Source organism: Bacillus sp. AFS037270 (assembly GCF_002585305.1).
The window spans coordinates 37475-58353 of record NZ_NUNF01000082.1; the positions used below are offsets into that span (position 1 = coordinate 37475).

The following is a 20879-nucleotide window of genomic DNA, read 5'->3' on the forward strand; positions in this document are numbered from 1 at the left end:
AATGAATTGTAAGTAGGCAGTTACTGGAGAGTTTACCAGATTGGACGGACACATTTTGGGATGGTTTGGCGTGGATGTTTACAATTTACTTCATAAATTAAACTTAACGAAGAAAATGTCAATTAATCTTAGGAATCACTGAGAACATGAATCAAACATTTAGTTTGAAATCACAGCGAATATAAATAATTTAAAAATTTAATTATGCACAAAATACGACAATGTTCGGTGATGACATTATGTAGAATATTAGTATAATTTACTACTATTTCAAAATATAGGTAGTATATGACAATCTTAAAATGCTAACAGCTGGATGATCTGGTATGGGGGGAATTTTTATGGAAAGCACGGTAAATATTCAAGAAATTGAGAAACAACGCATAAAATCAGCTAAGTGGCATGCGAACTGGAAGTTTATTACAGCAAGTATTCTCTTTATCATCGCACTCATCATTGCAGCAGGCAGCTACTATCAGGCAAACCACTTCAATTCAGAGATCAAGATTAATAATATCAAAGTCGGTGGAATGACGGCTGATCAGGCACTAAATAAATTAAAAACAACCGTATTTAAAAATGAAGTATATGTCGGAGATCAACAGATTTTAGATGGAAAAGATACAAAGATGGGATTAACGGATAAAGATCTGCCCGATATCAAAAAATTATTAAAGAGCCAGTGGACTTTTTTTCCTTCTTCAAAAGCTAAGGATTATTCATTAAAGCCCATCAATCAGAATCTGTATCGTAACCAGACATTGAAAAAACAGGTGGAAGAAAAGCTGTTAGCCATCAATCAGAGTTTAAAAGCGCCACAAGATGCGGTGGTTCGTTTGGAACAAGGCAAAATTGTTGTCTCTAACAGCATTAGCGGAGAGCAGTATGATGTCTCCAGTCTTCTGAAAGGATACGACAAGCACGAATTTATTAGTGAAATTCGTCTCAATCCAGTATACATACAGCCAATTAAAGAAGACAGCGAGTTTGTAAAAAATCAACAGAAAAAGCTGGAAGAATTTCTTGCACAGACCGTCGATTATAAGGTGCAGGATAAAGTTTCTACGTTAAACGCCAGCGAATTAGTTAAGAATGCATCTATTTCAAAAGATTCGCAGATTAAGATTGATGATGCGGTTGATATTAAGAAGAAGGTTGCTGAAATTAACAATTCCCAATCCACATTAAATAAGGATTTCAAATTTAAGACCCATTCAGGTTCGGTGATATCTGTTAAAGGAAAAGGCTATGGTTGGGCCATAGATGTTGATAAAGAAGTACCGCGTATTAAGGAAGCTTTTGAAAATGGAGAGAAATCGGTTTCCGCCTCGAATATTTACGGAAATGGCTGGAAGGGTGAAAGCTACGGATATGAAGCGATTACGAATAATGGTATTGGCGATACGTATGCTGAGGTCTCCATTGCAGAGCAACGCATTTGGATTTACAAAAATGGGAAATTAGTCGTCACAACGAATGTTGTTACCGGCACACATAGTACTCAACATGATACATCACCTGGAGTATGGTATATTCTCTATAAACAGACACCTTCCGTACTAACGGGCCGAGAAAACGGAAAAATCACTTATCAGGTCAATGTTGATTATTGGGCTCCTTTTACAAATGATGGCCAAGGGTTCCACGATGCCAGTTGGCGAGGCAATTGGTCAAGTAATGCCTATCTTACTTCAGGATCGCATGGCTGTGTCAACACTCCGCCAAGCATTATGAAAACCGTGTATAATAATCTCAGCACCTATGAGCCGGTGGTTATTTATTGAGACATCGGAGGCTGTCCCAAAAGTATAACTATTTAGGAGCTGCATGCACATAGCAATTAATCTGCTAGTATGTCAATAATTAGTGTACTAAGGAAATCTAACATTTAGCGTTTTATTGTTTTAAATCTTAATTTTAACAGAGTCTTAACCTCATTAAAAATAGAGCACCCTTACGGATGCTCTATTTTTAATGAAATAAAACCAAGTCCCGTTCATTTGCGGTGAATACCCCTCGATCAAACCGCACAAGCACTAAACCAGTTTTCAAATAACAAGGATGAATTACCACTCCGATATTTCCATCCAAACGACCTTTTCTAATGACTTTATCATGTGTATGGAATTTCATTGAAAGACCTCCTTGAATTAGCAAATTGATTAGCATTTGGGACTTCTATGAATCGACTATACAGCATTGTAAACTTGCTGTTAACTTTTCCGTAAGAAAATCTAACAGCATTTTCACCGCGGATAAGGTCGCCAGTTCCTTTACTTTAATAAATGAAGAAGAAAAAATCTAAACAGAAGAAAAAAGAAGATTTCGGCAGTGCAGATTTTACTGTGCCTAATGTAATTACAAGTTAGAAGTTGAGTGGGAAATGATATGGGCCATTCAGGAATGCACCCATGGGTATGTTGATTATCATTTAAATGATACTTTTATCAGCTGCGATAAATGTGGTGAATTTTGTGTTAACGAAGATCATTTAGAAGTATCGAAGCCAGTGCCCTTTATTACAGATGAAGACTTCCTTTTTAACGGAATAATACTTTAATAAAGGATTTTTAAATTTTGGTATAAAGTTGCTTGGGGGGAGTAAAGGAAGAGAACCAAGCGATCCTCTAACATAGTGGTAGAAATTTGGAGTATTTATACTACTTTTTGGGTTGATCAAGTGCTTGGTAAGCTAACTGGTACTTTCCTCCATCAGCCACCTCTGAATGGTATAAAGCCTTGAGGGCATTGTTTTTTTCAAGACCGTGCTCTGCCTTCAACTCTTTTAAACGTGTATGCAATTCTTTATTATCCTTAATTAGCTGCTGCATTTGCGATTTCAAATACTTCAAAATAATTACCTCCTTTCAGAACGCCAATCCGTTCCACAAGTATAGCATGGATAATCTTTATTTAAATAAATCTATATATTGCAAATCCTATCGGTGAGAAGCTTCACGAATGATATAAAACTCTCACCACTCAAATATTTTCCATATTTCACAAATATTCCATAAATAATACATTTTTCTCTTCTTTTAGGCTGTATACTACGAATAGTATAAGACATAATCTTCTCTCAACCTCATTTGTTATTTCCAACACCCTCAAAAAAATGAAAGCAGGTTGATTTATGAAAAAAAGAAGTCATACCAAGCCTCGTCCTATAGAAACCCAGCCCGAGGTTCGAATGCGGGTACATCATTTCGAAAGTCCCAATGAACGTCAGGAATTTTTGAAGTAATTGGCGATTAGTTCTGAATTTGAGATGAGATACCGCGGTTTACCTTAGATTACTATGGAAAAGAGTTTATCGACTATTAAAAGCAAAAACCCACAGACAAAAACCGCAATGAATTTCTTCGTATTATTTCAAAGTTTATGACAGAATTTTTAGAAGACAATTGTCCATCCTCTTGGCAACAATGTCGGCCCTCTTTTTGGGAAGAACTCATCTTTACCTTTTATCCTCATTGCATGCATATCTCAACAGAAGAAAAAGAAGTAGAAACCTTTTTGTCACAGTTAAGATACTTTGTAAAGTGGCTTGATAAACGAGTTGGCACCTACTGGTATCTGATCGTTGAGGAATATACCTTTATTGCCAGTTCAGAACTTAAAGCTTGTGAACACCTGCTTAATGGCCTCTTTTTAAACGACTTTCCATGCATATACCAAACTGACTGGGATCCAGAGCAAGACATTGACAAGATAAATCACAAATTTAAACAATGCACGGATCGACTTAATAGTATATTCGAAGTTACGAGTATCATTGAGGACACGTTTTTATTGAGTGAATTTGAAACCAACTATACTTATTATATAAGGGGCCTTCCTTATAAATTAATTGAAATAGGAATGATCATGAGCGGCATTATTGCTAAGAAAAGCATAGATTTAACTTGGAATTGGTTTCAAACGGATGGAATCTATCCTCAGAGAGGGAAAACTTACATTACAATCAAGAGGTAGGGTCATATCATTGTTCTGCTTTCAAAAAAAATCGCATATTCCATATCCCCCATTTACAATTATTTTCTTCCGTAAATGTTTAAATATACCTTACTGATATAGATTTATTTATTTTTTGAGAATATTTAAAGCGATTATGTGGAAAAAGAAACAATGTGGATCTAGAGAATAAATAATGAGATTTCATTTAAGGATAGTTCAAAGATGCAGACAAATACCTAAATGAGAATTATAATGAATAATAGAGAATCTTATTGATAAAGTAACTTTCATCACACTGAAATTTAATTGGTGATTCCAATTTAATCAACTTCACAAACGTTCTTGTATTGCTATTAATAACAAAGTAAAGAAGTTGAGTCGTTCTACTTGACAATACAATAAGTTGTATATGATAATACTTATTGAATTAGAATTATTATAGTTTACCAAAAACTATCAAATCATATCTAGGAGGAATTTTGATTATGTCATTAATCGGAAAAGAAGTACAAGCATTCACAGCACAAGCTTACCATAACGGTGATTTTATCACTGTATCTGAACAAAACTTCAAAGGTAAATGGAATGTTGTTTGCTTTTATCCAGCAGATTTTACATTCGTATGCCCTACTGAGTTAGAAGATCTTCAAAACCAATACGCAACATTAAAAGATCTTGGCGTAGAAGTTTACTCTGTATCAACAGATACTCATTTCACTCACAAAGCATGGCACGATCACTCACCAGCGATCAGCAAAATTGAATACATTATGGTTGGTGACCCTAATCAAAAGATTTCTCGCATCTTTGATGTATTAGATGAAGAAGAAGGTCTTGCACAGCGTGGTACTTTCATCATCGATCCAGACGGTAAAGTCCAAGCTATGGAAATCAATGCAGATGGCATCGGTCGTGACGCTAGCACTATCGTTAACAAGATTAAAGCAGCACAATATGTTCGTAACAATCCAGGTGAAGTTTGCCCAGCTAAATGGCAAGAAGGTGGAGAAACACTTAAGCCAAGCCTTGACCTTGTAGGTAAAATCTAAGCAGTACTTTTAACATTCTAAGGGAATTGGAAGCTTCCAATTCCCTTTTTCAGTACATAATGAAAACGACTATTTTGAATCTTACGGCATCACTCTTCTTTTTAAGCCCAAAGTTATAGGTATTTTTCACTTGACTGATAATAAATTTTATATGATAATAATTATTGAATTAGAATTATTATTATTAATGGAATTATCAACTGACTCGCAGGAAAAATTTAAGGAGTGAGAGATTAATGATATTAGATAAAGATATAAAAGCACAGTTAGCCCAATATCTTCAATTGATGGAGGGCGATGTACTGCTTAAAGTCAGCGCAGGTTCCGATGACGTTTCTCGTGACACACTAGCTTTAGTAGACGAATTAGCCAACATGTCTTCCCACATTAAAGTAGAGAAGACTGAATTAGAAAGAACTCCAAGCTTTAGTGTGAACCGCATTGGTGAAGACACTGGGATCACTTTCGCAGGTGTTCCTCTTGGACACGAATTCACTTCATTGGTTTTAGCTCTGTTGCAGGTGAGCGGAAGAGCTCCTAAGGTGGATCAAAAGCTGATTGATCAAGTCAAAAACATCAAAGGCGAATATCATTTCGAGTCTTACATCAGCTTAACCTGCCACAACTGTCCAGATGTGGTACAAGCTTTAAACGTAATGAGTACTCTGAACCCTAACATCACACATACGATGATTGATGGTGGTGCATTTAAGGAAGAAGTTGAAAGCAAAGGCATCATGGCCGTACCAACTGTATTCCTAAATGGTGAATCCTTCGGCAGCGGCCGGATGACGCTTGAAGAAATCCTCGCCAAGATGGGCAGTGGTTCCGATGCATCAGAGCTATCTGATAAGGAACCATTTGATGTACTTGTTATCGGGGGCGGCCCTGCTGGTGCAAGTGCAGCGATCTATGCGGCACGTAAAGGAATTCGTACGGGTATTGTGGCCGAACGCTTTGGCGGCCAGATCATGGACACCCTGGGCATTGAGAACTTTATCGGTACGAAATATACAGAAGGCCCTAAACTTGCTGCAAGTCTTGAAGAACATGTAAAAGAATACAATGTCGATGTCATGAATTTACAGCGTGCGAAACGTTTAGAGAAAAAGGAACTTATTGCTGTCGAACTCGAAAACGGTGCGATTTTAAAAAGTAAAACGGTCATTCTTTCAACAGGTGCCCGTTGGCGTAATGTTGGTGTCCCTGGCGAAGCAGAGTTCAAGAACAAAGGGGTTGCCTACTGCCCGCACTGTGATGGTCCATTGTTTGCCGGAAAAGACGTTGCTGTTATTGGCGGTGGTAATTCCGGTATTGAAGCAGCGATTGATCTTGCAGGTATAGTAAATCACGTAACTGTTCTTGAGTTTGCGCCAGAATTGAAAGCCGATTCTGTTCTTCAAGACCGTCTAAACAGCCTTCCTAACGTGACAGTTATTAAGAATGCTCAAACAAAAGAAATTACTGGTACTGACAAGGTAAACGGCATTTCTTATATTGACCGTGAAACTGGAGCAGAGCATCACGTTGAATTGCAAGGTGTGTTTGTTCAGATTGGTCTTGTACCAAATACAGATTGGTTAGAGGGAACACTTGAACGTACTCGCATGGGTGAGATTGTTGTAGATAATCATGCTGCAACAAGCATCCCTGGAGTATTTGCTGCAGGAGACTGTACGAATAGCCCGTATAAGCAGATCATTATTTCGATGGGTTCTGGTGCTACCGCAGCATTAGGTGCGTTTGATTATCTGATTCGAAATTAATTTCTGCAAATATATTACGGTACCACACTAAGGGAATTGGATTCGTCCAATTCCCTTTTTAAATCATATGTTCCCTAGAGTTCCGATACCAGTATTATATTAAACTTTGACCTAATTGCGGGCTGTTTGAAGTGGTAGATTCTGTATAAGAAAAATTTCATACAATAACAAAAAGGAGGCTTTAGAAAGGCCTCCTTTTTGTTAATTTAGATTTTTGATATCAAAACCCAATTTTTTTAATTTTCGATAAAGGGTGCTGCGGCTCATGTTTAATTCTTTCGCTGCATCCGTGACGTTCATCTGTGAGCGTTTTAACGCTTGTTTAATCCAGTCTAATTCAGCCTGATTGACGGGATTTATTTTCACCGTATTAATAAGTAAGGTCTGTTGTTTATGGATATGTTTTGGTAGACTCTCAGGGGGAATGATACCGTTGGCTGAAAAATTGACTGCATATTCCATCGCATTCTCCAACTCACGATATTTCCAGGCCAAGAATAATTTCTTAATATTCCCATAGCTTCGTCAGTTAGATGGTATGGACCGTGGTGTTTCTTAATGGTAAACTTTTGCACAAAATTTTCATCTAGTAATGGAACATCTTCTGAACGATGACGTAATGCTGGTAATTCAATGTGAAAAACAATAAGCCGGTAATAAAGATCCTTACGAAATTTTCCCGCTGATATTTCTTCAGGAAGATTTTTATTGGTCGCGCAATGACGCGAACATCTCTAGGGATACGTGTTTTATCCCCGATTCGGATAATTTCTTGCTCCTGAATCACACGAAGCAGTTGTACTTGTGAATCCAGAGGCATATCACCTAATTCATCCAGGAAAAGTCTTCCCTTATTCGCCAATTCAAACTTCCCTATGCTTCCTTTCGGATTAGCACCTGTAAAGGCACCAGCCACATATCCAAAAAGCTCACTAGGAAGCAAATCCTTTGGTATAGCAGCACAATTCAAAGCAATAAAAGGATAATCAGATCTGTTACTTGCTTGATATATAGCACGGGCAACTAACTCTTTCCCCGTGCCGCTGTCTCCAGTAATCAAAACATTAGAATCACTTGAGGCCGCAACTCGAGCTAATTGAATGGTCTCTTAAATGCTTCTGATTTGCCAACTAAGCTTTGTAAAGAGTACTTTGCATAGTGATTATGGTTAGCAGTTGAATGACTTATTCTATTCTTTTTCTCTAAAATACAAATTAAACCTATGAATCTATCGTACCAAAGCATTTTTTGTATATTGCCCGATATGGACTGCCATGAACCGTTACTTCATCCTCCCATTCCTTTTTCATGTTAATTCATTGTTTTCTACTGTACGTGACATTAATATTGATAACTCTTCGACCTGAGAATCACTGTTGATCCTTAAAATTTCCCCTTTTGAGTTACATAAAATAACGATCTGGTTTTTCCATTTACTAATCGCTTCAATATAAATGTTTTGCATCAGCTTGGTAGTAATTGTGAAATAGGAGCCTTTCTATTTGATTCACGATTCCGACAGTTTTCATCATGCTAAGAGTATGGTAACTATCACTAGTTGTAGAGAGGTTGATTATTCCTAACAACTCACTTGTAAGCGGATCCAAAATAGGGGCTGCTGAGCATACCCATTCATGGCAACTATGAGAAAAATGTTCGGAAGAAAAAATTTGAGCAGTCTGTTTTAAAATGATTGAGGTACCAATTGCATTAGTTCCGGCCCATCGCTCTGACCACTGAGCCCCCTTATTCGCATTTACTATCTGACGAGCTACAGGCGGATCCCCATAATGATCTAAAATTATGCCATCACTGTCACAAAACATGAGTACATGTTTATCATCAGAAAGTTCTTGCCCCACCTGTTTAAGTACTGGCTGCGCTAGATGAAAAACTTCATTTTTTCCCTTTATTTCATTGAGTTCTTCATCCGAGATATTTTTACTGACCCTTGAATCATCGGATTCAGATCCTTATATTGCTTACTCCGATTCCAAGATTGTAAAATTACATCTCTTACTTCAGTTAATTGTAAATTTAAAGCCATAGGTAATCCTGTTTACCTAAGCCTACAAAACCATTTTATAAGTTGCCCGGTAGTATTTATTTAACATTGAACTCGCTCCTATAATTTATCGTTTTGTCACACTTAGTATACAGCGTCTATTTATATGAGTAAAATGAATTATATGAATACAACATATGTATATATTTCATAGATTGGAGATTACATTCGTGGACATACGTCACCTCACTTACTATATTGAAGTAGCCAAATACAAAAGTTTTACTAATGCTTCGAGATCCCTCCATTTGTCACAGTCTACACTAAGTAAAGTAGTCAAAAGTTTAGAAGAAGAATTAAATGTAGAACTGATTGACCGTTCCGCAAAGTACATTGAGTTAACGGAAGCAGGCGAAATCGTTTTAGCGGAGGGGGAAAAGATAATGGAATCACTAAATGATTTATCTATCCACCTATATGATTTAATGAACTTAAAAAAAGGCAAAATAAAAATCGGCATACCGCCAATAATTGGTTTTTTATTTTTCCCAAGAATCATTAAAGGGTTCAATAATCTTTACCCCGATATCAAAATAAAACTCTTTGAAGATGATTCAAGAAAGGTTAAACAGGAAGTCAGAGATGGAATATTAGACCTTGGTGTGGTTATGCTGCCGGTGGATGAAAAGGAGTTTGATGTTGTTCCCTTAGTTTATGATGAACTGTCTCTCTTCGTCCATCATTCCCATCCATTAGCGCAGAGGGAAAAAGTTGAAATGAAAGAGTTACAAAATGAAACCTTCATTCTATTCAAGAAAGAGTTTGCTATTCATGAACTCATTATTCAAGAATGCGAACGAGCTGGTTTTCGTCCGGATATTGCTTATGAAAGTTCTGAGTGGGATTTTATTAGTGGAATGATTGGCGAAAACTTAGGGATTTCGATTTTCCCAAGACCCATTGCCAAAAAAGTCAATCAAGATTTAATCAAGGCAATTCCCATCGTCAATCCAAGCTTCCCTTGGGATTTAGGATTTATTTCCAAAAAAAAGAAGTACGCTTCACCTGCAGTTCGTGAATTTATCCAGTATATTTCAGCTGAATTACCTCCTGAATCATGAAAATCATAAATGTATTACTAGTTTTTCGGTGGTGCATTCTATCCGTCAGTAAACTTTTTATAAAAATCTATTCAATAATAGATCGAAAAAGCTCTCGTTTGAATAAAGATTATTCAAAACGGGAGCTTTCAATGTGAAAGTAAATCGCGACTAGGGATCTATTTTTAATCAAACTTTATTCCAAATTAACTTTTGCGATTAATTAGGCGCTATCTCTTTTAAACGAATTTCATTCTTATTTAATACTAAATGGTCTTTCCGACCATGTAAGAATAGATAAAAAATAATGAGGACAAACATTAAAATACCTAACCATACATACAAATTGCTGTAGCCAAGGACCGGTACTAAATATCCTAAGAAATAAGGGCCGAAGCCAAGACCTATATCTAAACCAATAAAGTATGTGGAGGTAGCTAATCCCATTTTTTCTGGAGTTGTGACTTTAATTGCAAGAGCTTGAAAGGCAGAAGAAATATTACCAAAACCAATACCAATGATAACGCCTGAAAGTAATAGAAGGAAGTCACTATGCGAGATACTTAAAAGAAGTAAACCTGCTCCAAAGAAAATGGCACATGGATATACGATATAGTTAGCACCTTTTGTATCCATAATACGACCTGTAAATGGACGTGTGAGAAGAACTGCTATAGAGTATGCTAAGAAGAAAAAGCTGGATGCACTAAGTAAATGACGTTCTCCTGCAAAGAAATTTAGGAAAGCAATAAGGCTTGCATAGCCTAATGCAAATAATAACATCAAAATTGCGATAGGAAGTGCTTTTCTATCAATAAATTGAGAAATATGAAAGCCTTTTTCTTCTTGAACGATATGTGCTTGGATTTTCGATATTTTTGTAAATAAGGTGCTGACTAGCGCTAAAATGGCAAAAACCATACACAACATGAAAATAACAAAATAAGTAGTATGTTGGCTCAACAACAAACCGAAGAACGGTCCAATGGCTGTTCCAAGTGTTGAACTCATACTGAAGTAACCAATTCCTTCACCTTTACGAGAAACTGGTAAAAGTTGCGCTACGACTGTACTTGTAGCGGTAGAAGCAATCCCAACTGCAAAACCATTTACCAGGCGGCTCATGATCAATACGATAATCCCCGCTTGAATCAAATATAATGACATTGTTATAGGGAATAGAATTAAACCAATCATTAATATTTTTTTCGTGCCGACTTTATTAATAATCCGGCCTGTAACGATTCTACCTAATAATGTTCCGACAATATAAATACCGGCTACAAGACCAGCTTGTGAAACAGAAGCATGAAACTCTTTTACAGCATATGATGCCATTGTAACCATTAATAAATAAAAAATAATCATAATGATGAAGTTAATGATGGACATAATAATAAAATCTTTTGTCCATAGTTTTTCACTTGGATTCCTCACTTAATATCCTCCTGATCTCTTAATTAAATTCTGCTGTATTTTCTAAATCTATGTGCATTTATTCACAATCTCAAAAAAATAAATCCACCTGCGTTAGCAGGTGGCGTTTAAGGCGTGTGAACAGTTTTATTAATGTGGCTGCTTTTCTTAATTGTTAATTTTTACATTTCTTTGAGCAAAAACCTTTTTTACCACCTTTAGAGCATTCAAGACACGTGGGAAGCCTGTATAAGGAATCAAGTGCACAACAGTCCCAACAATTTCCTTTGGAGTTAATCCAATTGTAAGTCCTGTGTTGATATGCAATTCCAATTGCGGCTCTGTACCTAGACTTACAAGAGAAGCGATTGTGGCAATCGTACGCTGCTGATTAGTTAAGCCCTCTCGTGAATAAATATCTCCAAAAGCAAATTCAACAATATAACTCTCTAAATCAGGTGCAAGTTCTTTAAATTCGTCTACAATATTCATGTGTGTTCCAATTTCCTTATTATCTGTTAAAGTATACTCCTTTATAATATCTAAACCTTGTTGGTATCGAGTTTTTTCCATGTTATTTTCCTCCTAAAACATCATTTGTATTTGACAGAAATAACTATAACGCTGTTTTAGTTATTCGTAAAATACATATAACTCATAAGGTGCATTCCTTTTTTTCATGGTTCAAGAGGTAATTCAACTGAAATTTTTCCTTTTTTAAGTTCATTCATTCATATAGGTGGGCTAGATAAATCATTTAGCGATCCCCTTACGCTCCATGAATGAATTCTTCAATCTATGAATTATATACATATGTTTTATTCATATTATTCATTTTACTCATATAAAAAGGCGATGTATACTAAGTGTGAACAAAATGTGAACAAAAATATAAAAATTACAAACAACAAGGTATTATAGGAGGAATTAATCATGAGTAAAAAAATTGGATTTGTAGGATTAGGAACAATGGGTTTCCCGATGGCAGTTAATTTAAAGAAAGCTGGTTTTGAAGTAATCGGTTATGATGCCTTTAAAAGTGGTTATGAGAAGGCAAAAGCTTCTGGAATAACAATGGTAGAAACTTTAAAAGAAGTGTCGGAACAAGCTGACGAAGCGATTATCTCAATGGTTCGTGACTATGCCCAAAATGTTGACGTTATTTTTGGTGAAAACGGTCTATTATCTGCTCAACCTAAAGATAAAACAATCATTGTCATGAGTACACTTGACCCTGATACCATGAATCAATTAGGCAAAAAAGTCGAAGAAGAAAGTGATTTGAAATTAATTAGCGCTGCGGTAAGTGGTGGTGCTTCAGGTGCCCAAGCTGGAACATTATCGATAATGACATCCGGTTCAGAAGACATTGTGAAATCTTTCCAACCATACTTTGATGCGATTGGGTCCAATATTTTCTACTATGGCGGGGAGCCAGGCAACAGCCAAGTAGCAAAATTAGTTAATAATATGATTCTAGGTATTAACATGAATGCTCTAGCTGAAGGACTTAAATTAGGAAAACACTATAACTTACCTCAACAAGAGGTATTAAACTTGTTACAAGTTAGTACAGGTGATAGCTGGGTAGTTAGAAATTGGAGCGATGTTTCTGAATGGACAGCAGACACTGCCTTGGCTGTTTTACTTAAAGACTTAAAGGCAGCTTATAACGAAGGGCTTAAACACAATGTAACTTTACCATTCAATGCCTTATCATCTACACAATTATTTGACTCTATGGGAAAAGAGAAACCAGAAGCAAAATAATTGAATAAGGTTGCTGTAACCAAGTACTTGACCGCCTTATCGACTTTAAAGAAAAGTAAACGACAAGTAGCCCCAAATACAAGATGAAAATTGTGTTTCCGGAACTACTATTTGTTTTCCATGTTTCCTAGATGTAATCAATACTTTAACAAGTGAATTTCATGAGGATTGGTTATTAATAATTGAAATCCTAGAGCTATTAATAAAACATAATCTTTTACTAGAAAAACAAGAGATTCTTTTAAATCAACTCGAAGAAATTGAATGAGGAATACCCAGTTTTGATTCAAAGAGGACTAATGTTGGCATCAAAATAAGCAATGTGGTTTCAATGTATAAAGATCGTGCAATTTGTACCTTGTTTTAGGGTTAAACTGACATATACTGACTTGGAGGAGTGAGATTATGTTCTTGCAAGGGACCATTATTACAGGTGAATTTGATTCAAGTATGAATGAATTTTCCTTACAGAAAGTTAAAAATTTCAACACAGAATCGGTCCTTAAAGATAACCAAATAAATAATATCTATCATTATTTAAAAGAACATCAGCATGAAGATGATGGGCAAGTTATTACCCTATACGATCAAATGCCTATACGAATATCTCAAAAGGAAATTAACCAGTTAATTTGTGATTTAGAGAGAGTAATGTCCATGTATAATTGAAGGTAAATAAGGTCTTTACAAAAAGCAAGCAGATCCAATGGATCTGCTTATGTTTCTTTATGGATTTGTTGACCATAGTCCTGCAGTTTTTACGAATACTCTTGGATTAAGTTTTAATCCGGCTACGATTAATTCAGCCAGGTCTTCTGGGTGCATAACATTTTCTTCATTGCCACTAACAAGGTTTGTATCAATTGCCAAATCTGTTACGACCGTACTTGGTGTTAAAGCTGTTACACGGATATTATGCTTTCTTACTTCCAGCATGAGTGATTCTGTTAGTCCTATAACAGCAAATTTAGAAGCACTATAAGCACTTGTTACAGGAGCACCTTTTTGGCCAGCAGATGAAGAGATATTGATGATATCACCTGATTTTCTTTCAATCATGCCAGGTAATAAAACTCTTGTTACATTATATACACCCATTAAGTTTACTTGGATGATTTTCTCCCATTCTTCAGGAGTTAAATCAAGAAAACCGCCAAATTTAGCAGTACCTGCATTGTTGATTAAGATATCAATCGGTCCTAGGTCCGATTTGATATGTTCAAGAGCATGAGTAACTGATTCGAGGTCAGTAACATCTGCTGTTGCAGCTGATACTATTACGTCATATTGTTCTAGTTCAGCAGATACCTTTTCAAGATTGGTCATGTTCAATCCAATCATTCCGATATTAACTCCTTCTTTTGCTAAGGCGATAGCAGTAGCTCGTCCAATACCTCTTCCTGCTCCAGTAATTAGAGCAGTTTTTCCATTTAAAGAACTCATTTTATCACTCCTATAAAAAATAAAAAGCATTTAAATAATAACAAATTGAAGTAATTGAATACTAACAGAAAGACCGCAATCTTTCATTGGAATAGTTTGCGGTCTTTCCTATTTAGATTTCTTTATTCTAAATTGGCATGTCTACCATACATCTTATCGGTATCCAAACCCTTTTTCTCCATGAACCTCAGAATGACTGCGTCGTAGAATACTAAAAGAGTTTGCTCAAATAATGAGCCCATTGGCTGAATGGTTGTATAATCACCTTTGGACTGATCTTTTGGTGATCCAGGTAATTTAATGGTGATATCAGCTAATTTTCCAATAGTTGACTCAGGGAAAATAGTTACAGCTGCTATCGTCCCACCTATACTTTTTGCTTTTTCAGCCATGGAAACTAAGCTTTTTGTTTCTCCAGAACCAGATCCGATGATCAATATGTCATCTTTTTCAAAGTTAGAGGTTACTGTTTCGCCTATAATATAGGCATCTATACCCATGTGCATCATTCGCATTGCGAAAGATTTAGCCATAAATCCAGATCTACCTGCGCCGGCAACAAAGACTTTCTTTGATTCAAGTATCCCATTTACTAATTTTTCAGCTTCATCGTCCGAAATTAAGTTTACGGATCGATATAACTCTTTTATAATTTCAGCTAAATATTGAGTCGTATTCATGCTGTTCATTACCCTTAATTGATCATTTGTTGCATTTTAGCAGCAGCAGCTTTTTTATCAGCTTGTCCAGTAATACCGCCACCTACAATGACAAGGTCTGGTTGTACTTTAACGACTTCAGGAAGTGTTTCTAATTTAATACCGCCTGCGATGGCCGTTTTTGCATTTTTTACAACACTTTTGATGGTTTGAAGATCCTCAAAAGAGTTTTTGCCAATTGCTTGAAGATCGTAGCCAGTGTGCACACAAATATAATCTACGCCCATTGCATCCACTTCTTTAGCACGTCCAGCAAGGTCTTTTACTGCAATCATATCGACAAGGATTTTTTTACCTTGTTTTTTCGCTTCTTCTACAGCACCTTTAATAGACATATCTTCAGCAGTTCCAAGAATAGTGATGATATCTGCACCTGCTTCAGAAGCTTTCATCACTTCATAACCAGCAGCATCCATGATCTTAATATCTGCTAATACTTTTAAATTAGGGAATGCTTCTTTTATAGCCTTTACTGCATGGAGACCTTCATTGATCACAACCGGCGTACCGATTTCTACGATATCAATGTGCTCCTCCACTTCTTTTACCAACGCAATTGCTTCTGGAATATTTACTAAATCTAAAGCTAATTGTAATTCCATCTATATTCACTCCTAATAATTTTTATAGATTGTCGTACAGTAATAATATCTCGAAAGTGTAAAAGTACCTTTACAGTAATATTTTCTTATTGGATATTATCTGTACCAGCAGTAGGGATTGATGATGCTCCTTGTCGCTGAACAATTGCAAGTATACAATGTATGGTATTATATTAAAAGTACGCACTTTTATTTTACATAGTGCTAAAAAGTATACTATGGGTTATAATAGCCTTGGAGGTGAACTGGAATGTCACGAATGCAGGATAAGATGTTTAACTGTGAAAAGGAATTAACCCTTTCCGTTATCGGTGGTAAATGGAAAATGCTTATTTTGTGGCATCTAGGCAAAGAAGGAACAAAGCGATTTGGTGAATTGAAGGCTCTAATGCCAGGGATCACTCAAAGAATGCTTGTTAACCAATTGCGTGAACTGGAAGAAGACTTGATTGTTAAACGAGAAGTCTACCCAGTGGTTCCGCCAAAAGTGGAATATTCCCTCACTGAACAAGGAAGAACTTTGATGCCGATTCTTGATGCAATGTATAAATGGGGTAAAGATTATATGGAGACGATCGGGTTGAATCATTCAGAACAACAGGAGTCAATTAAGTAAAACTCTCTATTATATAGACCATAACAAACCATATAAAAAAGAGGCAAGGTGATCATTCACATTGCCTCTTTTTTGATCATTCATTTTGAAGAAAATTACTATTATGTAAAAAAACGAAACCCCCAGTACTGCACAAACTAATTATGTAATGTTAAATAAATACACAGGTACGTGTCAATATGTATGAAAAACAAATTGTCGGTGAAATAGCAGCAGAGTTTGTAAAAGATGGAATGATTGTGGGGCTTGGTACGGGCTCGACCGTTTTCTATACAATTCAAAAGCTTGGACAGCTAGTTAAGGAGGGTCTTTCCATTAAAGGTATTCCAACTTCCGTTCAAACGAAAGAAGTGGCAAAAGAATTGGGCATTCCACTTACGAGATTCAGTGAGATCGAAAGGATAGATATTGCTATTGATGGGGCAGATGAAGTCAATTCCAAATTGGAACTAATTAAAGGTGGAGGCGGTGCACTATTAAGAGAGAAAATCATAGCGAAAGCGGCCAAGACATTTATTGTTGTAGCAGATACATCAAAAATGGTAGAGAAATTAGGGGCGTTTCGACTTCCAGTTGAAGTTATACCGTTTGGCTTTGAAATGACGGAAAGACATATTAGAGCAATTGGCTTAGTTCCAGAAATTCGTCTAACCAATTTCTCCATTTATCACAGAAAATGGTAACTATATTTTTGACTGCCATTTTCCAGATAATGTTCAACCTGAAAAATTAGAACAAAAGCTTAACATGATTCCGGGAGTTTTAGAAAATGGATTATTTGTCGGAATGACTGATCTTGTCATCACATAAGATCGAGATAAGAATATTGTCATGTTATACAAGGTAATATCGTAAAAGGTATAAATATTTATACTCTGGTAACATAAAAGTTCAAAAAAAGCTTGTCGATTAAGTCTAAGAAATAGACTCGTCGATAAGCTTTTTTAATGCACTTTTAATATTTTGTCTTATAATATTAACATTTTTCTTTTCATTCATGAACACTTGTTAAGGGTTGGATTTTGATATTATAATCAACATTTACCACTAATGTCTTCCAATGTTTTAACCACTCTTTTTCACTCATTGGTTTGGTAAAAGGGCCAAGTGTAAGAGTACCGATTTTAAAGGGATCCACTTCTAATTGCTGCAGGTTATTAATAAGCTCCAATGTCTTTTTTTCTAAAAATGTTTCGATCTTTTTATTGAATCTTCTAAAACAATTTGATCTTGTATATTTTTATCACCGCTGTACTCTTCGATGCGGCCATTTACATCAATTTTAATGGATAGTTTAGAATTGTTTTAATCCAATTTTTTATGTACATGTGAACGAACATGACCAAAAACTACAGAGTATTTTGGTATTGAAAGATATTTAAGGTAATGATCGTTGTCGATGAGCTGAAAGATTTCATCATCTATCCCATGGGCAATGACTTTAAAATAGTCATCCTTAAAAATAGCAGTTCCATCATATATGAAATCGGTTGGCTTAGCCTTAAAAACAGGCAAAATGGGATCCGAAAAAGGTGAATATAAATTATTTTTAAATTGATGGAGATTGACGATAGACATTTCTCCCTGTTTTTTTTTCTCATAGTGCCGAAGCATACGATAAAGTAAACTAGCAATAGGTAAGCGATTGATGTAATCTCCGGCTTTTCTACTGCTCCACATAACATAGGGACGGTTCTCATGCTTATTTTTAAGCATGAGAACCGTCCCCATGTTTCCATGTTTCATTCATAATGCGGGATAACTTGTTTAAAAAGCCTCCTAAATTGCTCCCGATCTTCTTCAGTTAAAGGCTTGGGCCCCTTTGTTCGCTTGCCGCTTTTTCGAGCCATTGCACTTAAATACCGTGTTTGTAATAATTGGTCAATGTTTTCATTTGTATAGCTGAACCCTTTATGATGAAGGACTATACATCTTTTTGCTAATCCTAGCGATGCAAGACCATAATCTTGCGTCACAATAATATCTCCCGTTTCTGCTAATTTCATAATTCGGTAATCAGCAGCATCCGCACCAGAATCCACATAAATAGTTTCTACCCCTGATGGCTGTTCCACATTGGAAAAATGGGAAAAGCTTGTTACTAGGATCACAGGGATGTTTGCATTCCTTCCTTCAGCAATAATAATATCCTTTACCGGACAGGCATCTGCATCTACATAAACTTTCATCTGAATCTCTCCTGTAATGAAGTTCGAATTAATAGTGATACTATTGATTAATTGAGCTTTTGTCAAATGGTGTAAGCTTGGAAACCTCAATAATTCAACTTTTGTTTCCACAAAAAAAAAGCAAGAGGACCGTCCCCTTGCTTACCCTTCAAGTATCATAACCCCATAGCCTTCAATAGCTATTTTTCCGTTAAGAGTTTGCCCTGTTAATTTTTCTTTTATAGGTTTGCTCAAATTGATTTCTTTTGGGTCTTTGTTGTAGTTTAGCAAATAAATTAGGGCCTTTTCAGTATCAATATGCTTACGTATAGAGAGTTCAACGTCTTCTGGAAGCTTCAGTAAATCTGAAACAGGTGAATTCAACTGCGTTCTATCTACCAAAAGATTTACGATCTCCTGGTTAAAAACAGCTCCGTAATAGTAGACATCACCATTCCCAAGAGTATTTTTTACAAGTGCAGGCTGTCCATCATAATATGCATTCTTATAAGTCCCCAGCACCTCGGCCTGATCTGATTCAACATGTAATATATCGTTGAAAGATTCTGCTATAATTTCCTGATGTTCCTCTACACCTTGAATAGAGATTTTCGGTGGTTCCTCGTTAGGACCAATCATCGTAAAGTCATCGACTGTCACTCCACAAAGCTCGGCAACGGGCCCTGGCATTGGTGTTAAATAACAATGACCAGAATTATCCTTATAACCTGTCCTGCAGCCAAATACACTCTGGCCGCCTCTATTAACATAATCTTTTAGTAAGTTCGCCTTCTCTTCCGGCATAACAGCTGGATGAGGGTAAACAAGGAGCTTATATTTTAAAAGGTCCTCTATAGTGGAGCTTTTAGTTAGGAATAACGCATCAACAGGAATATGTCGACGTTGAAGGACTTTAAACCATGCCATCTCACTCTGAGAATTGAAAGGACCATACCACCGATCTAACTCCCCATCCCATTCATTGTCATAATCTTTAACAATCGCTACATCCGCTTGATATTTGGAGCCAACGATCTCATTCCCGATCATTTTCAATTCTTTCCCCACTTGTTCAGCTTCTAAAACACGGCGATTTATACGATTGTCGTAATTATGAATCCCATGCCAATAGATTTCGGTCCCGAAAGCTGCCGTACGCCATCTAAAATAAAGCAGCATATCAACCCCGTGTGCGATAGATTGATAGGTCCACAACCTGAGCTGACCTGGTTTTGGAGCCGGCATATCCATCCGATTCACCCAGCCGCCAGGACCTGATTGCTGTTCCATAATACAAAAATTGGAAGAGATGCTTCGTGCTACACTTAAATTCCAACTCCATTTTCGGTCTAACAATGGATTGGGTCCTTTGTCTGGATAGATTGAGCTAAACTGTGGATAAGAGTCATAAGAAATAAAATCAAGACAGTCATCAGCCAGCTTATGACTATCCAAATGACCAAAAAGTCCATTGGTCGTAATCCACTGATTTGGTGCAAGCTTTCGAATAATATCCACCTGATTTTTAGCAAACGCGATCGCACTATCTGAGAAAAATCGTTTCTCATCCAGTGCTTGGTGAGGATTAGGAGAATCACTCACCGTTGGCTGCGTCAAGTGAACTTGACTCCACTCTGTATAACTTTGATTCCAAAAAACCGTTCCCCAGCGTTGATTTAACTCAGTCAACGATCCGTATTTATTTTTTACCCAGCTTCGAAATGCCTGATGGTCTGCCTCAGAATAAAACACATTCATTTCGCAATTTAGTTCATTATCAATTTGCCATCCTATTACAGCTGGATGGTCTTTATAATGTTCAGCCATTTTCGTTGCAATTCTGGCACAGAGTTCTAGATAAATAGGTGCGTTATAATTGTAATGACGGCGCTGACCGTGTTGATATTGAACTCCATCCTGAGAGACATTCAACACTTCAGGGTACTTACTTGTTAGCCATGCTGGGGGTGTGGCGGTAGGTGTCCCAAGAATCACCTTTATGCCAAAACTGTGCGCTAAATCTATCACTCTATCGAAGAAATCAAATGAAAATTCTCCTTCTTTTGGTTCAAAAATGGACCAGGCAAATTCGGCCAACCTAACTACCGAGAACCCCATTTCTTTCATTCTCTGAAAATCCTTTTCCCATAAGCTTTCTGGCCAATGTTCAGGATAATAGCAGGCTCCAAGAGCAAATGTATTTGATTTAAGTGATTTATCCATTGGTTCTAACCTCTCAATTCATATTTACAATATAAAGTTTTAACC

The 20879-nt window shown here is 36.5% G+C and carries 22 protein-coding genes and 2 pseudogenes; 9 read left to right on the forward strand and 15 right to left on the reverse strand.

The window, feature by feature from the left end:
• The first annotated feature begins 341 nt into the window (after positions 1–341).
• Positions 342–1784, forward strand: a complete 1443-nt coding sequence (locus tag COD92_RS28325; RefSeq protein WP_098996737.1) for a L,D-transpeptidase — start codon at positions 342–344, stop codon at positions 1782–1784.
• A 187-nt stretch (positions 1785–1971) separates the two neighbouring features.
• Here the strand turns inward: COD92_RS28325 and COD92_RS32360 are convergent, their stop codons facing one another.
• The gene (locus tag COD92_RS32360; RefSeq protein ID WP_176541010.1) at positions 1972–2133 is read right to left on the reverse strand and encodes a hypothetical protein; all 162 of its coding nucleotides are present in this window, start codon (positions 2131–2133) and stop codon (positions 1972–1974) included.
• A gap of 527 nt (positions 2134–2660) precedes the next feature.
• Positions 2661–2852 carry a hypothetical protein gene (locus tag COD92_RS28335; RefSeq protein ID WP_098527062.1) on the reverse strand — a complete coding sequence of 64 codons (192 nt, stop codon included), beginning with the start codon at positions 2850–2852 and terminating at the stop codon, positions 2661–2663.
• Between the two features lie 664 nt (positions 2853–3516).
• Between COD92_RS28335 and COD92_RS28340 the strand changes: the two genes are divergently transcribed.
• The 3 genes from COD92_RS28340 to ahpF all read left to right on the forward strand — a co-directional run bounded on the left by COD92_RS28340 (position 3517) and on the right by ahpF (position 6772).
• On the forward strand, positions 3517–3975 hold the full coding sequence (locus tag COD92_RS28340; RefSeq protein WP_141561152.1) for a hypothetical protein: 459 nt from the start codon (positions 3517–3519) through the stop codon (positions 3973–3975).
• A gap of 467 nt (positions 3976–4442) precedes the next feature.
• Positions 4443–5006 (forward strand): alkyl hydroperoxide reductase subunit C, encoded by a 564-nt coding sequence (gene ahpC / locus COD92_RS28345; RefSeq protein ID WP_098527060.1) that lies wholly within the window; start codon positions 4443–4445, stop codon positions 5004–5006.
• A gap of 236 nt (positions 5007–5242) precedes the next feature.
• Positions 5243–6772: an alkyl hydroperoxide reductase subunit F gene (ahpF, locus tag COD92_RS28350; protein ID WP_098996739.1), complete on the forward strand. Its 1530-nt coding sequence runs from the start codon at positions 5243–5245 to the stop codon at positions 6770–6772.
• Between the two features lie 201 nt (positions 6773–6973).
• Here the strand turns inward: ahpF and COD92_RS28355 are convergent, their stop codons facing one another.
• The 4 genes from COD92_RS28355 to COD92_RS33510 form a co-directional block, all read right to left on the reverse strand.
• Positions 6974–7234 (reverse strand): helix-turn-helix domain-containing protein, encoded by a 261-nt coding sequence (locus tag COD92_RS28355; RefSeq protein WP_098996740.1) that lies wholly within the window; start codon positions 7232–7234, stop codon positions 6974–6976.
• Positions 7135–7347 carry a hypothetical protein gene (locus COD92_RS33665; protein WP_483295680.1) on the reverse strand — a complete coding sequence of 71 codons (213 nt, stop codon included), beginning with the start codon at positions 7345–7347 and terminating at the stop codon, positions 7135–7137. Before COD92_RS33665 ends, COD92_RS28355 begins: the two co-directional genes overlap by 100 nt.
• Positions 7348–7358: 11 nt before the next feature.
• On the reverse strand, positions 7359–7874 hold the full coding sequence (locus COD92_RS28360) for a sigma 54-interacting transcriptional regulator (protein WP_098996741.1): 516 nt from the start codon (positions 7872–7874) through the stop codon (positions 7359–7361).
• A 343-nt stretch (positions 7875–8217) separates the two neighbouring features.
• Positions 8218–8598, reverse strand: coding sequence for a hypothetical protein (locus tag COD92_RS33510; RefSeq protein WP_098996742.1), 381 nt, complete (start codon positions 8596–8598; stop codon positions 8218–8220).
• 409 nt (positions 8599–9007) lie between these two features.
• Here COD92_RS33510 and COD92_RS28370 point away from each other — a divergent pair, with 409 nt between their 5' ends.
• On the forward strand, positions 9008–9898 hold the full coding sequence (locus COD92_RS28370) for a LysR family transcriptional regulator (protein WP_098996743.1): 891 nt from the start codon (positions 9008–9010) through the stop codon (positions 9896–9898).
• A gap of 198 nt (positions 9899–10096) precedes the next feature.
• Here COD92_RS28370 and COD92_RS28375 read toward each other — a convergent pair whose 3' ends face one another.
• Both COD92_RS28375 and COD92_RS28380 read right to left on the reverse strand, forming a co-directional pair.
• Positions 10097–11314 carry an MFS transporter gene (locus COD92_RS28375; RefSeq protein WP_255295303.1) on the reverse strand — a complete coding sequence of 406 codons (1218 nt, stop codon included), beginning with the start codon at positions 11312–11314 and terminating at the stop codon, positions 10097–10099.
• A 147-nt stretch (positions 11315–11461) separates the two neighbouring features.
• On the reverse strand, positions 11462–11866 hold the full coding sequence (locus COD92_RS28380; protein WP_098996744.1) for a carboxymuconolactone decarboxylase family protein: 405 nt from the start codon (positions 11864–11866) through the stop codon (positions 11462–11464).
• Positions 11867–12226: 360 nt separating this feature from the next.
• Between COD92_RS28380 and COD92_RS28385 the strand changes: the two genes are divergently transcribed.
• A complete protein-coding gene (locus COD92_RS28385) occupies positions 12227–13063 on the forward strand; it encodes an NAD(P)-dependent oxidoreductase (protein WP_098996745.1) in 837 nt (278 codons plus the stop codon).
• Between the two features lie 405 nt (positions 13064–13468).
• On the forward strand, positions 13469–13732 hold the full coding sequence (locus tag COD92_RS28390) for a hypothetical protein (RefSeq protein ID WP_098527057.1): 264 nt from the start codon (positions 13469–13471) through the stop codon (positions 13730–13732).
• A 57-nt stretch (positions 13733–13789) separates the two neighbouring features.
• On the opposite strand, the gene COD92_RS28395 is transcribed toward COD92_RS28390, so the two are convergent.
• The 3 genes from COD92_RS28395 to hxlA all read right to left on the reverse strand — a co-directional run bounded on the left by COD92_RS28395 (position 13790) and on the right by hxlA (position 15827).
• The gene (locus tag COD92_RS28395; RefSeq protein WP_098527056.1) at positions 13790–14506 is read right to left on the reverse strand and encodes a 3-ketoacyl-ACP reductase; all 717 of its coding nucleotides are present in this window, start codon (positions 14504–14506) and stop codon (positions 13790–13792) included.
• Positions 14507–14628: 122 nt separating this feature from the next.
• Complete coding sequence (gene hxlB / locus COD92_RS28400) at positions 14629–15186, reverse strand: 6-phospho-3-hexuloisomerase (protein ID WP_098527055.1); 558 nt, start codon at positions 15184–15186, stop codon at positions 14629–14631.
• 14 nt (positions 15187–15200) lie between these two features.
• Positions 15201–15827, reverse strand: a complete 627-nt coding sequence (hxlA, locus tag COD92_RS28405; RefSeq protein WP_098527054.1) for a 3-hexulose-6-phosphate synthase — start codon at positions 15825–15827, stop codon at positions 15201–15203.
• Between the two features lie 250 nt (positions 15828–16077).
• Between hxlA and hxlR the strand changes: the two genes are divergently transcribed.
• Together hxlR and rpiA are read left to right on the forward strand one after the other, a co-directional pair.
• Entirely contained in the window at positions 16078–16443 is a 366-nt protein-coding gene (hxlR, locus tag COD92_RS28410) for a transcriptional activator HxlR (RefSeq protein ID WP_098527053.1), read from the forward strand.
• Positions 16444–16622: 179 nt separating this feature from the next.
• Positions 16623–17253, forward strand: a pseudogene (gene rpiA, locus COD92_RS28415) (ribose-5-phosphate isomerase RpiA).
• Between the two features lie 181 nt (positions 17254–17434).
• Here rpiA and COD92_RS28420 read toward each other — a convergent pair.
• The 4 genes and pseudogenes from COD92_RS28420 to COD92_RS28435 all read right to left on the reverse strand — a co-directional run.
• Positions 17435–17659 (reverse strand): annotated as a pseudogene (locus COD92_RS28420) (Ger(x)C family spore germination C-terminal domain-containing protein); the annotation flags it as partial.
• Positions 17660–17748: 89 nt separating this feature from the next.
• Positions 17749–18159: a Ger(x)C family spore germination protein gene (locus COD92_RS28425; RefSeq protein ID WP_141561154.1), complete on the reverse strand. Its 411-nt coding sequence runs from the start codon at positions 18157–18159 to the stop codon at positions 17749–17751.
• A 26-nt stretch (positions 18160–18185) separates the two neighbouring features.
• Positions 18186–18632: a YaiI/YqxD family protein gene (locus tag COD92_RS28430; RefSeq protein ID WP_098527050.1), complete on the reverse strand. Its 447-nt coding sequence runs from the start codon at positions 18630–18632 to the stop codon at positions 18186–18188.
• Positions 18633–18773: 141 nt separating this feature from the next.
• Positions 18774–20834, reverse strand: a complete 2061-nt coding sequence (locus COD92_RS28435) for a beta-galactosidase (RefSeq protein WP_098996746.1) — start codon at positions 20832–20834, stop codon at positions 18774–18776.
• Positions 20835–20879: the final 45 nt, after the last annotated feature.

What these genes read in the sequence shown, in the direction of transcription:
- COD92_RS28325 (WP_098996737.1), top strand. Translation starts at nt 342, where the DNA reads ATGGAAAGCACGGTAAATATTCAAGAAATTGAGAAACAACGCATAAAA.
- COD92_RS32360 (WP_176541010.1), bottom strand. Translation starts at nt 2,133, where the DNA reads ATGAAATTCCATACACATGATAAAGTCATTAGAAAAGGTCGTTTGGAT.
- ahpC (WP_098527060.1), top strand. Translation starts at nt 4,443, where the DNA reads ATGTCATTAATCGGAAAAGAAGTACAAGCATTCACAGCACAAGCTTAC.
- ahpF (WP_098996739.1), top strand. Translation starts at nt 5,243, where the DNA reads ATGATATTAGATAAAGATATAAAAGCACAGTTAGCCCAATATCTTCAA.
- COD92_RS28355 (WP_098996740.1), bottom strand. Translation starts at nt 7,234, where the DNA reads ATGGAATATGCAGTCAATTTTTCAGCCAACGGTATCATTCCCCCTGAG.
- COD92_RS33510 (WP_098996742.1), bottom strand. Translation starts at nt 8,598, where the DNA reads ATGTTTTGTGACAGTGATGGCATAATTTTAGATCATTATGGGGATCCG.
- COD92_RS28380 (WP_098996744.1), bottom strand. Translation starts at nt 11,866, where the DNA reads ATGGAAAAAACTCGATACCAACAAGGTTTAGATATTATAAAGGAGTAT.
- COD92_RS28385 (WP_098996745.1), top strand. Translation starts at nt 12,227, where the DNA reads ATGAGTAAAAAAATTGGATTTGTAGGATTAGGAACAATGGGTTTCCCG.
- COD92_RS28390 (WP_098527057.1), top strand. Translation starts at nt 13,469, where the DNA reads ATGTTCTTGCAAGGGACCATTATTACAGGTGAATTTGATTCAAGTATG.
- COD92_RS28395 (WP_098527056.1), bottom strand. Translation starts at nt 14,506, where the DNA reads ATGAGTTCTTTAAATGGAAAAACTGCTCTAATTACTGGAGCAGGAAGA.
- hxlB (WP_098527055.1), bottom strand. Translation starts at nt 15,186, where the DNA reads ATGAATACGACTCAATATTTAGCTGAAATTATAAAAGAGTTATATCGA.
- hxlA (WP_098527054.1), bottom strand. Translation starts at nt 15,827, where the DNA reads ATGGAATTACAATTAGCTTTAGATTTAGTAAATATTCCAGAAGCAATT.
- hxlR (WP_098527053.1), top strand. Translation starts at nt 16,078, where the DNA reads ATGTCACGAATGCAGGATAAGATGTTTAACTGTGAAAAGGAATTAACC.
- COD92_RS28425 (WP_141561154.1), bottom strand. Translation starts at nt 18,159, where the DNA reads ATGCTTAAAAATAAGCATGAGAACCGTCCCTATGTTATGTGGAGCAGT.
- COD92_RS28430 (WP_098527050.1), bottom strand. Translation starts at nt 18,632, where the DNA reads ATGAAAGTTTATGTAGATGCAGATGCCTGTCCGGTAAAGGATATTATT.
- COD92_RS28435 (WP_098996746.1), bottom strand. Translation starts at nt 20,834, where the DNA reads ATGGATAAATCACTTAAATCAAATACATTTGCTCTTGGAGCCTGCTAT.